This window comes from Micromonospora sp. DT15, from assembly GCF_049841475.1.
GTDB lineage: Bacteria > Actinomycetota > Actinomycetes > Mycobacteriales > Micromonosporaceae > Micromonospora.
The window spans coordinates 84,743-97,334 of record NZ_JBNCKJ010000004.1 but is presented as its reverse complement, the minus strand read 5'-3'; the positions used below and the strand labels follow the sequence as shown (position 1 = coordinate 97,334).

The 12,592-nt window shown below is 68.9% G+C and carries 13 protein-coding genes; 8 read left to right on the top strand and 5 right to left on the bottom strand.

The annotated features are described in order from the left end of the window. Positions 1 to 18 precede the first annotated feature (18 nt). A complete protein-coding gene (locus ACLQ3F_RS10710) occupies positions 19 to 537 on the top strand; it encodes a hypothetical protein (RefSeq protein WP_425848350.1) in 519 nt (172 codons plus the stop codon). A 14-nt stretch (positions 538 to 551) separates the two neighbouring features. Here ACLQ3F_RS10710 and ACLQ3F_RS10705 read toward each other — a convergent pair whose 3' ends face one another. After that, a complete protein-coding gene (locus ACLQ3F_RS10705; protein ID WP_425848348.1) occupies positions 552 to 1,130 on the bottom strand; it encodes a GNAT family N-acetyltransferase in 579 nt (192 codons plus the stop codon). Positions 1,131 to 1,196: 66 nt separating this feature from the next. Here ACLQ3F_RS10705 and ACLQ3F_RS10700 point away from each other — a divergent pair, with 66 nt between their 5' ends. Then, complete coding sequence (locus ACLQ3F_RS10700; protein WP_357194504.1) at positions 1,197 to 2,081, top strand: transglutaminase domain-containing protein; 885 nt, start codon at positions 1,197 to 1,199, stop codon at positions 2,079 to 2,081. On the opposite strand, the gene ACLQ3F_RS10695 is transcribed toward ACLQ3F_RS10700, so the two are convergent. From ACLQ3F_RS10695 to ACLQ3F_RS10685, 3 genes are all read right to left on the bottom strand, one after another. Further along, positions 2,068 to 3,009: a redoxin family protein gene (locus tag ACLQ3F_RS10695; RefSeq protein ID WP_425848345.1), complete on the bottom strand. Its 942-nt coding sequence runs from the start codon at positions 3,007 to 3,009 to the stop codon at positions 2,068 to 2,070. The two genes, ACLQ3F_RS10700 and ACLQ3F_RS10695, sit on opposite strands and share 14 nt — an antisense overlap. Beyond that, on the bottom strand, positions 3,010 to 4,236 hold the full coding sequence (locus ACLQ3F_RS10690; RefSeq protein WP_425848344.1) for an epoxide hydrolase family protein: 1,227 nt from the start codon (positions 4,234 to 4,236) through the stop codon (positions 3,010 to 3,012). It abuts the gene before it with no gap. Between the two features lie 180 nt (positions 4,237 to 4,416). Then, on the bottom strand, positions 4,417 to 5,196 hold the full coding sequence (locus tag ACLQ3F_RS10685) for an SDR family oxidoreductase (RefSeq protein WP_425848342.1): 780 nt from the start codon (positions 5,194 to 5,196) through the stop codon (positions 4,417 to 4,419). A gap of 144 nt (positions 5,197 to 5,340) precedes the next feature. Here ACLQ3F_RS10685 and ACLQ3F_RS10680 point away from each other — a divergent pair, with 144 nt between their 5' ends. Then, positions 5,341 to 5,982, top strand: a complete 642-nt coding sequence (locus tag ACLQ3F_RS10680; protein ID WP_425848339.1) for a TetR/AcrR family transcriptional regulator — start codon at positions 5,341 to 5,343, stop codon at positions 5,980 to 5,982. A gap of 23 nt (positions 5,983 to 6,005) precedes the next feature. On the opposite strand, the gene ACLQ3F_RS10675 is transcribed toward ACLQ3F_RS10680, so the two are convergent. Next, a complete protein-coding gene (locus ACLQ3F_RS10675) occupies positions 6,006 to 6,839 on the bottom strand; it encodes an SDR family oxidoreductase (protein WP_425848337.1) in 834 nt (277 codons plus the stop codon). A gap of 117 nt (positions 6,840 to 6,956) precedes the next feature. On the opposite strand from ACLQ3F_RS10675, the gene ACLQ3F_RS10670 reads away from it, so the two are divergent. The 5 genes from ACLQ3F_RS10670 (at position 6,957) to ACLQ3F_RS10650 (ending at position 12,579) form a co-directional block, all read left to right on the top strand. Next, positions 6,957 to 7,559: a TetR/AcrR family transcriptional regulator gene (locus ACLQ3F_RS10670; RefSeq protein ID WP_425848334.1), complete on the top strand. Its 603-nt coding sequence runs from the start codon at positions 6,957 to 6,959 to the stop codon at positions 7,557 to 7,559. Between the two features lie 55 nt (positions 7,560 to 7,614). After that, entirely contained in the window at positions 7,615 to 8,541 is a 927-nt protein-coding gene (locus ACLQ3F_RS10665) for an expansin EXLX1 family cellulose-binding protein (protein WP_425848332.1), read from the top strand. Positions 8,542 to 8,721: 180 nt separating this feature from the next. Beyond that, positions 8,722 to 9,192: a hypothetical protein gene (locus ACLQ3F_RS10660; protein ID WP_425848329.1), complete on the top strand. Its 471-nt coding sequence runs from the start codon at positions 8,722 to 8,724 to the stop codon at positions 9,190 to 9,192. Positions 9,193 to 9,239: 47 nt separating this feature from the next. Further along, on the top strand, positions 9,240 to 9,611 hold the full coding sequence (locus ACLQ3F_RS10655) for a hypothetical protein (protein ID WP_425848327.1): 372 nt from the start codon (positions 9,240 to 9,242) through the stop codon (positions 9,609 to 9,611). 172 nt (positions 9,612 to 9,783) lie between these two features. Next, a complete protein-coding gene (locus ACLQ3F_RS10650) occupies positions 9,784 to 12,579 on the top strand; it encodes a TIM-barrel domain-containing protein (protein ID WP_425848326.1) in 2,796 nt (931 codons plus the stop codon). Positions 12,580 to 12,592: the final 13 nt, after the last annotated feature.

The following is a 12,592-nucleotide window of genomic DNA, read 5'->3' as shown; positions in this document are numbered from 1 at the left end:
CGGAAAAAGGGGTCTTCGATGGCGCGCTGGCACTGGGTCGTCGGGGTTGTGGCGGTGACGATGCTCGCTGGTTGTGACACCGACGCGAACGCCACTGTCGACGCCGCGCTACCCCGCGGTGAGAGCCTCGGCGAGCTGCGTCAGCAGGCACGGGAGGCTCTGGCCCGATACGACCAGGCGGTCGTCGACGCAGGCGGCGCTGGCGCCGTCACCCCGACACCACCACCATGGAACTCCCCGCCGGGCATCGCCATCGAGTCGGCGACCACAAGCGGGGCCGGTACGCAGTTGACCGTCGACTTCACCGGCGCCTTCGGGCCGGCGACCGGACGCTGTGGCGCCGACTACCACGCGGAGTCCGTCGAGTCGGCCAGCGCCGTCGTGGTCATCGTCATCGCGCAGCACCACAACAGCGGCGAGGTGTGCCCCCTTCTGGGCTCCCCGCGAAACGCGACCCTCAACCTGGCACAGCCGCTGGGCAAGCGAGCGGTCCTCGACGTACGCCAAGGGCAACCGGTCCCGCTCACCCTCGGGTGAGCCGCGCCGCGTGATCAGCGCGGCGGCTGCTGCATCATGAGCCAGGTGGGTACGGGCTCCGGCAGGAAGCTCATCACCTCCCAGCCGGCCCGGCGGTACAGCTCGACGTTGCCCGGGTTGCTGGTCTCCAGGATCGCCGGCAGGCCGTCGGCGGCGGCGCGGTCCAGCCCGGCCCGCATCACGGCACGACCCCAACCGCGTCCGGCGTTGTCCGGGTGGGTGCCCAGGACACCGAGGTACCAGAACGGGAACGCGGGCAGGGCGTCGTGCAGGATGTCGTCGTAGCCCTGCACGCGGGCCTGCACGTCGGCCGGGTACGGAGATATCTCCGGCGACCCGTGCGCGGGGGCCGACGGGTCGGCCGGGGGCTCCCAGATGGCCACGGACGCGCCCCCACCGATAGTCCAGATCGACGATCGGTGCACCCGCTTGTCGAAGAGGCGCCCGAAAAAGGCGGCGCAGTACCGGGGATAGGTCTCCTCGTCGGGGAACAGCCACCGCAGGATCGGATCCTTGATGAACGCGGCGACGAGCGTGTCGACAACTCTGGCGCGGTAGGCGGGCGTGGCGATGGTGATCCCGGGAGTCGTCACGGCAGTCGACACTAGTCGGAAAAAGCGCCTTGACCCTGACACGGTGGCGGACCGGAGACTGGTCGCATGGACCTCGATGACTACCGGAAACACTCCGCGTACAGCGACCCGGGTCGGCACGGCGGGCTCCTCGACGCCGTGGCGACCGACTTCCCCACCGTGGCGGCGACCGCCCGCAACGTGATCGTTCACTACCGGGCCGGCGGCGTCGAGTTGCCCGACGATCGGCTCGACGAGGTGAACTGCCGCTGGGTGGACCGCATCCTCGACACTGACCAGTCCCGCTTTCCGGTGCCCCTCGCGGCGGAGCGTCCGGCCGTCGACCGCGTGGCAGGCTGCTGTCGGGACCACACGCTGCTTTCGGTCGCGGTGCTGCGTCAGCACGGCATTCCCAGCCGCAGCCGGGTCGGTTTCGCCTCGTACTTCGCGCCCGACTGGCACCACGACCATGTGCTGGTGGAGTACTGGAACGGCGACCGGTGGGTCTGGGCCGACCCGGAGCTCGACCCGGCCGGCGACTGGGGGTTCGACGGCTACGACATCGACCCGAAGGCAGGGCTCTTCGACTCGGCGGCGCGGGTGTGGTCGGCGTACCGGGCCGGGACTATCGACCCCGAGCGCTACGGCGTCAGCCCGGAGCTGCCGATCCGAGGCGACTGGTTCATCCACGACTACGTCCTGATCGAGCTGGCCCACCGGCAGAAGGACGAACTGCTGCTCTGGGACGGCTTCGGTGCGATGACCGAGGACATCGCCACCGCCGACCTCACGCTCGTGGACGAGATCGCCGCGTTGTTGCTCGCTGCCGACGACGGCGACGAGACCGCGGAGAAGGCCCTCGCCGACCGGTACGCCAGCGACGCCCGACTCCGCCCCGGCCCGCAGGTGCACAGCATCTCGCCGGTCTCCGGCACCGTGAGCACTGTCGATCTGCGCGTCAGCCGAAGGTGAAGGCGTACGCGGCCGCCCCGGGTTCGCCGAACGTGATCTCCAGGGTCCGCTCCCGGACCGGGCCGTCCTGGCGGACGAGCTGGTAGAGCCGGCCGTCCTGGAGTACGCCGTTACCGTCGACGTCGACGTCGACGCCGTGTGACGGGCCGGGAGGGTCGCCGTCGAGCAGCACGCGGAACGGGATCGGCCCTCCCGCCCCGGGGGCCAGCACGAGATGCGCGTCGCGGGCGTGGAATCGGAAGGCGATGCCGCCGCCGGCCTGGTCCAGCACGACGTTCTCCGACCTGATCGTCCACTCTCCTGCAAGGGCCCACTGGTTCAGGCCGAGGCTCTCCGGCACCTGGTAGGCGCGACGTTCGTCGAGCGCCGGGCCGTTCGGCGACGCGAAGTGTTCGCCGCGACTGAAACCGAGGTACGTCTCGGGCGTCCGCAGGTTGTTCCAGTCGGCCTCCGCCTCCGGGCCGAGCCCGTTGACGGGTACGGGTTCCCGCTCGATACCGAGCAGTTGCTGGAGCACCCGCTCGGACTGCTCGTAGCGTCCCTCGCCGAAGTGCTCGTCGCGGATGACGCCGTCGGTGTCGACGAAGTAGAGCGCCGGCCAGTAGTGGTTGTCGAAGGCGCTCCAGATCGCGTAGTCGTTGTCGACCGCCACCGGGTAGTCGATCGATCGGGCCGCCACCGCCCGCCGCACCCAGTCGACCTCGTGCTCGAAGCCGAACTCCGGGGTGTGCACCCCGATGACCACCAGCCCGTCATCGCGGTATGCCTGCGACCAGGCACGCACGAACGGCTCCTGGCGCAGCCAGTTGATGCAGGTCAGCGTCCAGAAGTTGACCAGGACGACGCGTCCGCCCAGGTCGGCGGGGCCGAGTGGCTCGGAGTTGAGCCACTCGGCCGCCCCGTTGAGCGGGGGCAGGTGCACGGCCATCTAGCGCAGCGACCGGAAGGCGGTGCGAAGCTCTTCGGAGAAGATCTTCGGCTGTTCCCAGGCTGCGAAGTGCCCGCCCACGTCGAGCTTGTTGTAGTAGATGAGGTTGGAGTACGCCTGCTCGGCCCAACTCTGTGGCGCCTCGTACAGCTCGTCGGGGAAGACGCTCACGGCGACCGGAACCTTCACGCCCTTCGCGGCGAAGAACGAGAGTTTGTTCTCTGCGTACAGACGGGAGGCCGAGATCGCGGTGTTCGTCAACCAGTAGAGCGAGATGTTGTCCAGGATGTCGTCGCGGGTGAGGCCCGCTTTGGCGCCGTCGAACACCTGCGAGATCAGGGCCAGACTCTTCGCGTCGTGGTCGAGCAGGAAGGACGCCAGGCCGACCGGAGAATCGGCCAGCCCGGTCAGCGTCTGCGGACGTGTCGCCATCATGAGGGCGTACGCGACGTGTTTCCAGACGAAGTTGGCTTCCTCGGCGGCACGCATCTCGTCGTCGGAGAGCCCCGATGGCAGCGAGCCCATGGCGTTGTTCGCACCGGTGGTGTCGCCCTGGAACAACAGGTCGATCTCGGTGGGGATCGCACCGGGCATGTTGGTGTGGATGCCGAGCAGTTCGGGAGGCGCCTGGAGGCCCATCTGGTCGACGATCACCGCACCCCAGTCGCCGCCCTGCGCGACGAACCGGTTGTAGCCGAGCCGCTTCATCAGCTCCGTCCAGGCGGTCGCGATCTTCTGCGGGTTCCATCCCGACTCGGTCGGCTTGCCGGAGAAGCCGTGGCCGGGCAGCGACGGAATCACCAGGTGGAAGGCGTCCGACGCGCTCGCGCCGTGCTTGGTGGGGTCGGTGAGCGGCTCAATGATCTTCAACTGCTCGATCACGGAGCCCGGCCACCCGTGGGTGACGATGAGCGGCATCGCGTCCTCGTGCTTCGAGCGCACGTGGATGAAGTGGATATCCACCCCGTCGATGGTGGTCATGAACTGCGGCAGGGCGTTCAGCCGCGCCTCGACCTTGCGCCAGTCGTACTCTTTCTCCCAATAGCGGGCGACGGCCTGAATCGTCGCGAGTGGCACGCCCTGTGACTGGTCGTCCACCGTTTCCTTGTCCGGCCAGCGGGTGGCCTTGATGCGCCTCTTCAGGTCATCGAGGTCGGCCTGAGGAATGTCGACCGAGAACGGTCGAATCTCCGTGGTGCCCGGACGAGTCTTGGTTTTGACAGCCATGCGTGTTTCCTCTCCGTCTAGGTTTGCGCCTCGCGAGGAGAAATCATGGGGTGAAGGCTCTGCCCGGACTTATGTGCCAATTGGGATTGGGCACGCCGCCGCCATATCTCGGAGCCTAGTGTTGGCCGACCGCGATGGTCGGCGAAGTTGACACTTGCTCAGTCGTCGGATCTGGGCTGCTCATGCGGTCTCGGCCTGGAGGGCGGGGCCGAGGAGGAGCCCACCGTCGATGACGTACTCCGACCCCGTGATGAACGACGCGTCCGATGACGTGAGGAACAGGAGAAGACGGCTGACGTCGGTCGGCTCCCCGAGCCGGGGAATGGCGAACGGCTCGGGTGAGTAGAAGTCGGCGATTGCCGCTACTGCGCCAGCTGCTGGTTCGTGGATGAAGGCGGTCGATATCACGCCGGGGTGGATGGTGTTCACCCGGATGTGGTCGCGGCCGAGCTCGAGCGCTGCCGTTTGGGTGAGACCTCGCACAGCCCACTTGCTGGCGACGTACGGCGCGTAGTGAGCCGTACCGCCCAGGGCCATCGTCGAGGCGATGTTGACGATGGCTCCCCCTGCTGCGCGGCGCAGCGCGGGGGCGGCGGCCTTGATGCCGAGGAAGGTCCCCGTGAGGTTGATGTCGAGGATGCGCGACCACGTGGCCTGCTCCGTGTTTTCGATCGTTGCCGGCGGATTCTGGACGCCCGCGTTGTTGACGAGCACGTTCAGGGCGCCGAAGGCGCTCTCGGCGGCCAGCACAGCGGCGGACCACGAGCTCTCGTCGGTGACGTCGAGGCGGGCGAAGCGAGCGCGGGTCCCGAGCTCGTCGACGAGAGCGGCGCCACGTTCCGCGTCGATGCCGCCGATCACCACGTTCGCTCCCTCCGCGTGGAAGGCGCGCACGTGGCTGGAGCCCTGGCCGCCGGTCCCGCCGGTCACGAGCACGGTCTGGTTGTCGAAGCGGGGCATCAGATGTTCCTTCGGTAGCTGGGGTGAATGACCGGGATCACCAGCGATGACGGCGGCCAATGGTGAGCCGGTCGACTCACCACTGCCCCGACACTAGGTCGGTGGCAATGGCGAGTCAAGCCACTCACCTCGTATGCTCGGTTCATGAGCAGGGTCGTGACGACGTATCACCAGCGCGTCGCCCAGGAGAAGCGCGCGCTGATCGTGACGGCCGCGACCGCGCTGTTCCTCGAGTTGGGCTACGACCGGACGTCGCTGGCGCAGATCGCAGAGCGCTCGGGCGTTTCGCGGGCCACCTTGTTCAAGCAGTTCCCGAGCAAAGCCGCCCTGTTCGACGCCATCGTCACCGAGTCCTGGTCAACAGCCGACGAAGAGGACCCTCCGCCAGCAGGCAACGTCGTCGACGGGCTCGGCACCATCGGTCGCCGCTACGCCAAGCTGTTGAGCCAGCCCCAGATGACCGACCTGTTCCGAATCGTCATCGCCGAGCTGCCGCGGTTCCCCGAGCTGGCCCAGGCGCAGTTCTCGCACGGGAAGTTGCCCTACTACGAGTCCGTACGCAGCTACCTCCTGACTGAGCACGAGGCGGGAACGGTGCGGATCGAGGACGTGGACCTCGCAGCCACCCAGTTCCTGGGCATGATCTCCAACTACGTCTTCTGGCCGACACTCCTGGTGCCGGGCTGGGAGGTGAGCGCTGAACGCGTCGCTCAGGTGGTCGACGAGGCCGTCCGCACCGTCGCCGCCCGGTACGCCACGACTAGACCCCAGGCGTCCACCAACTGATCCCGCCGACGTTTGCGGGCCGGTCAAGGGCGTCCAGGGGCAGCGACGGCTTTTTCGGCGGCTCGGCTGACCTGCTCCCAACCCGCCCAGGTGTCCATCCGCCGACGGGAGATGTCGAACGCCAGGTCGTACACCATGCTCCCGAGCAGGAGCCGCAGCGGCGGGTCGTCGCTGTCGACGAGTCGCAGCAACGCCTCGGCGGCCAGCCGGGGTTCGCTGTCGATCGAGCCTTCCGCCCACTGGCGCTCCAGCTCGGCGCGTAGTGGCGCGTAGGCGTCCATCGGGGTGGTGGCGCTCAGACTGGTGTAGAGGTCGGTCCAGTAGCCGCCCGGCTGCACGATGCTGACGGTGATGTCGAAGGCCGCCGCCTCCGTCGCCAGCGCCTCGCTCATGCCTTCCAGGGCGAACTTGCTCGCGCTGTACAGGCCGGTGCTCGGGAAGCCGCCGAGCGCGGCGATGCTGGAGACCTGCACGATGTGGCCGGACCGCTGGGCGCGCAGGTGTGGCAGCACGGCCTGGCTGACCCAGAGCGCGCCGAAGAAGTTGACCTCGAACTGGGCGCGCGCCTCGGCCTCGGTGAACTCCTCGATCATGCCCATGGACAGGGTGCCGGCGTTGTTGACGACGATGTCAAGCCGGCCGAAGTGCTCGACGGCGGTGTTCACGGCGGCGATGACCGCCGCCCGGTCGGTCACGTCGAGGGTCAGGGCCAGCAGCCGGTCCGCGTACTTCTCGTCGAAGTCGGCCTGGGCGATGGTCCGGGCGGCGGCGACCACCCGGTCACCCCGGTCGAGTGCGGCGTCGGCGAAGGCGCGGCCCAGGCCGCGGCTGGCACCGGTGATGAACCAGGTACGCATGCGCTTCTCCTCGTTTCAAGACGAGACGGTCCGTCTCGCGTGAACCGAGGCTAGGCGCGCGACACCACCACCGTCAAGACGAGACGGTTCGTCTCGTTAGGTGCTATCGTTCGGCCCATGACGCCCAACACGGCCCGGCGGCGGGAGACCTCCCGCCGCGCCATCCTCACCGCGGCCTTCGACCTGCTCCAGGAGACGGGGTACGCGAAGCTCAGCATCGAGGGCATCGCCGCGCGGGCCGGCGTCGGCAAACAGACCATCTACCGCTGGTGGCCGTCGAAGGGCGCTGTCATCTTCGACGCCTTCCTCATGCTCAGCGAGGCCACCGAGGGTGGGCCGCCGACGCTGCCGGACACCGGCGACCTGGCGGCGGACCTGACAGTGGTGCTGCGCGCCACGGTCGAGGAGATGAACGATCCCCGGTACGAGCAACCGATGCGCGCCCTGGCCACCGAGATCGCACTCGACCCCGAGCTGGCGGCCGCCTACGCCGAACGGTTGGACTGGCCGCTGAAGGAGGCCAAACGGCAACGCCTGCGCAGCGCCCAGCAGGCCGGTCAGATCGCCGACGACGTCGACCTCGACGTAGCGGTGGACCTGATCTGGGGTCCGCTGTTCAGTCGCTGGCAGCACCGCAGCGGGCCGCTCACCGCCGAGTACGCCGACCTCGTCGTCAGCACCGCCCTCAACGGACTGCGCCCGCGCCGATCCAGCGAGTGACGACCTGTGGGACGGCTTTGCGCTGTCACAGCGGGGTGCGGCAACATCAGGCGCCGTGACGGCACCAGGCACGGCCCCGGACAACGACACTCCGGCCGGCGACACCGGCAGGCCTCGGTTCAGCCGGCGGGTCCGGCACTGGTTGGCCGGTGCTGGCATCACCGCCCTGGCCGCCGTCCTGGGCATCACCCTCGCCGTGCGCGGCGGTGCCACCCCGGCCTGCGCCGCACCACCGACGGGCAACGCCGTCCACAAGGGAAAGGCCAGTTTCTACGACGCGGGCCGCTCGGGCGGCAACTGCTCCTTCCCCGGCCCGCCGGCGGACCGCCTCTACGTGGCCCTCGGCGCATCCCAGTACTCCGGATCGGCGGCCTGCGGCAGTTACCTGGAGGTGAGCGGCCCGAAGGGCACGGTCCGGGTGATGGTGATGGACCAGTGCGGCGGCTGCGGACCCAGCAAGATCGACCTGTCCACCGAGGCGTTCACCAGGATCGCGGACCGGTCTCAGGGCATCGCGTCGGTGACGTACCGGGCGGTGGTGAACCCACCGCTCGACGGAGGGCTCACCTTCCGGATGAAGGGCGGCACCTCGAAATACTGGTTCGCGGTGCAGGTCGGCAACCACGGCAACCCACTGCGCTCGGTCGAGGCGAAAGGGTCGGGCGGCGGCTTCCGCAAGGCCGCCCGGCAGAGCGACAACCACTGGGCCATCGAGGGCGGAATCGGCCCCGGGCCGTACAGCATCAGGGTCACCGACGTGTACGGACGCCAGGCGACCGCCACCGGCATCCGCCTGGTCACCAAGCAGGTGCAACGCAGCACGGCCACCCTCGCCAGCGTCTCCCCCACGCCCAGCAGTTCACCCCCGGCCCCGCCGACCCCCAGCGCTGCGCCCTCACCGACTGCAGCGGAATCGGTCGCACCCACGACGACAATCGAAGCCCTCGCCGGTGCCGCGCCACTCGACCGCCCCCGCTGCTGAACGTCTGCACGGTCAGGTAGCCCACCGCCTTGCCGTCGGTCGAGCCCGGACGACCGTTGATCCACTCGGCTTTCAGGAAGTCGGCCCTTCCCCAGCCGTCGGACACCCCGATTTCATGAAAGCCGAGTGGCAGGGCGAATCTGGGTTGCGTCAGGACCTCTAGCGACCGAGCATCGCCGTGTGGATGCCGTGGTGCAGTGGGTCCGTACGTCATGGACCAAGCGTTCGCGCGGCGGAGCCGAGGCGACCCGGCGTAACGCCGTGCCGGTGTCGTTCGTCCTGCCGGAACGGGCGGTGCCGTTCGTCCAGGAGATCAAGATTTCGGAGGCCGTGGGGTTCGAGCCTCGCGAGGAACTGACACACCCGCCGTATCGGAGCGAGGTGCGTCTCCAACTGGCAGCTGATCAACTCCAGGTTGAATTGCTCGCGGCGGCATGGGGCGCGCCGCGCCGCCACCGCCGGCCGCCCACCGTGGGACTCGCCCGCGGCGAATGGCTGCGCTGGCACATCAACTACCGTTTCGCCGGGATGAATGGCGGCGCCACGACATACCGTCTGGACACGCTCAACCTGGCCCATGGCGCGGTTCCAGCCGACACCTTCCTCGGCGAACCGACCCGGTTCATCGACGAACGCGCGCACATCTGGTAGCTGCCACCGCCGGGCACAGGCCCTCATGTCCGCCGTACCATCCGGCGATGATCTCGGAGACCTTCGATACGCGCGGCGGACTCACCTACGTTGACCGCCTCGATTTCACCAGGGGCGACACGCTCAGGGCTGTCCGGCGAATGGTCTGGCCGACGGTGCGGCTGCACGCCGACGACAGCACTGTGACCTTCACGTCGCGTACCGGGTCGGACACCCTGGAGCACTTCTACGTAGCCGCAGTGGCGCACCATCCGTTTCACCGGCGGTTCCCGCTGCCGGCGACCGCCGTCGCCTTCGAGGTCGAGGAGCGCGACCAGGTCCTGCTCTTCTGGACCCTCCGCGTCGGCGCGGTCCTGCGGGCACTCGAGGAGCTGGGCTGGGACGCCGAACAGCCCGAGCCCTGGACTCCGTACGCCTGAACTGGTGGTCGCGCGGGTCTACGTCACCGTGCGCAGCGGACGCCTGCCGGATGAGTACGGCAGGTGAACGAAAGAGAGAAGGGACACCCTCCGAGGCCCGTTGACATGCGTTTCGAGCGAGTGACAGCGTTGTCATCGACTCATTTCTTCCATATGAGACGAGGAGCGCATCTTGCTCTATCGGAACTCACACCGTCGCCGCGCGACAGCAGCCGCCGCAGCCGGCATCCTCATCACGGGGCTGGCGCTCGCCCCGTCCGCGCCGGCCCAGGCGAGCCGCCACCGGGCGCAGGACGACGCCGTACGCTCGGGTGACGCACGTTTCGAGGTGCTGTCCCCGACGCTGATCCGCACCGAGTACCAGAAGGACGGCAGGTTCACCGACGCCGCCACCTTCAACGCCGTCGGGCGCGACGATTTCCCCCGGACGCGGTTCACCAAGCGCGTCGACCACGGTTGGCTCACCATCGACACCGGCGCGATGACATTGCGGTACCAGGTCGGCTCGGGCGCGTTCACCGCCGACAACCTCACCGTGCAGCTCAAGGCCGGCAAGCAGACTGTGCAGGGCCAGCCGTGGGCCGGCCACACCGCCCCGGCCTGCGCGTTCGGCGCGCTCTGCGAGGCCGAATCGCTACAGCTCAACGGCCCCGGCGTGGCCACCGACCACAAGGGGTACACCGGGCGTGGCTTCGCTGCCGGTTTCGCCGCGGCCGGCGACTCGGTCACCTTCGCGCTCGACGCCCCGGCGGCCGGAACGAAGCAGCTCGCCGTCCGCTACGCCAACAGCACCGGTGGCGACGGCCAGAACGTGGACCGCACCCTGACTGTTCGGGTCGACGGCGACGCCGGCCACACGCTGACGCTGCCGCCCACCGCCAACTGGGACACCTGGGGCCTGGCCACCGTGCCGGTCGACCTCACCGCCGGGCGGCACGAGATCAGCGTCGTGCGGGGTCCCGACGACTCCGGCAACGTGAACGTCGACAGCCTCGCGGTGGTCAACCCGGGTGATGCGTTCCCGGCACCGACCCCGCCCCAGCCGCAGCCCCTGCGGTTCGGCACGCTGGGAGAGGCCGAGACCGGCGCGCTGACCGGCGGCGCGAGGCCCGCGAACGACCACAACGGCGCATCCGGTACGGGATTCCTTGCCGGCCTGGAGAGCACCACCTCCGCCGCCGCGCTCACCGTGACGGATGTTCCGTCCGCCGGTGACTACCAGGTGCAGATCCGCTACGCCAACGGTCAGGCCGGCGCCCAGCCGAGCCAGACGCGCACCATGTCGGTCAGCGCGGGAACGGCGACGCCGGTCACGGCGACCCTTCCGCCGACCAGCGGATGGGACTACTGGAACAGCGTTTCCGTGCCGGTCCACCTCGACCGAGGCACCAACACCGTGACGCTGGGCTGCCCCACGGACGCCAGTTGCAACGTCAACGTCGACACGGTCGCCGTCACGAGCAAGGGCTCCCCACTGCTCGCCCCGCACGCGCCGCTCGGCGGCTACCGCCGGGGCCTGGACGGCGTGACCGGCTCCGCGCTCACCGCTCCGGGCCTGCTCTACCAGGACGGCTGGTACCTGCTCGACGACTCGGCCTCGGCCCTGAGCACCACCAAGCCCCGGCCGGCGCCCGAGCAGGACGGCTACGTCTTCGCGTACGGGCAGGACTTCACCCGTGGGCTGAAGGACCTGTCGACCCTGACCGGACCCACGAAGCTGCTGCCCAAGTGGGCGTACGGGGTGTGGTACTCCGAGTACTACGACCGCACCGCCACCGAGTTCCAGGAGCTGGTGGCCCGGGCGAAGGCCGAAGGCGTACCCCTTGATGTTCTTGTTCTCGACACGGACGTCAAGGCGCCGGACAAGTGGAACGGCTGGAGCATCGATCCCACCCGGATCCCCGACCCGAAGGCGTTCTTCGACTGGGCCAAGAAGCAGGGCCTGCACACCGGCATCAACATCCACCCCAGCATCCTCGGCTCAGACCCGAAGTTCGCGCAGGCGCAGGCCACCGCGAAGGGCAAGCTCCAGCGCGTCGGCTGCAACGGCGGCCCCGACTGCTACACGTTCGACTTCGGCGACTCGGACCAGCTCACGGCATACATGCAGCTGCACGACGGGATGATCCCGAAGGGCAGCAAGGGCCCGGACCTGTGGTGGCTGGACTGGTGCTGCGACAACACGAAGTCGTCGCTCGCCGGCGTGACCGGTGACGCGTGGATCAACAAGCAGTACGCCGACAAGACCGGCTTCGCCTTCTCCCGGGCGTACGGCTCGTTGCAGGCCGGCGGCTACAGCAGCCCGACCCCGGTGTCGACCGGCCCGTGGGCCGACAAGCGCACCACCCTGCACTTCACCGGCGACACCACCTCCGACTGGTCGACCCTCCAGATGGAGGTCGGCTACACGCCGGGCGAGTCGGCCGCGACCGGGCTCGCCGCGGTCAGCCACGACATCGGCGGGCACACCGGCGGCCTCCAGGAGCCGGGCAGCGAACCGGGCAGCACCAAGCTGCCCGACGACCTCTACGCCCGGTGGGTCCAGTTCGGCACGTTCCAGCCGATCGACCGCCTGCACTCCAACCACAGCGACCGGCTGCCCTGGCAGTACGGCCCGGAGGCCAACACGTCGGCCAAGAAGTTCCTGAACCTGCGGGAGAAGCTGCTGCCGTACACCTACGCCGCCGCCAAGGAGGCCACCCGCACGGGTACGCCCATCGTCCGCTCGATGTACCTGGCCTACCCGAATGAGCAGGCCGCGTACGCCACCGCCGGTTCGCAGTACCTCTACGGCCCGGACTACCTGGTGGCACCAGTGACGACGCCCGGCACCACCGCCACGACGTCGGTGTGGTTCCCGCCGGGCAACAGCTGGACCGACATCTTCACCGGGAAGACGTACCGGGGCGGCACCACGCAGAACATCACCACCACGCTGGACACCATGCCGGTGTTCAAGAAGCACTAGAACCCGTTCGCAG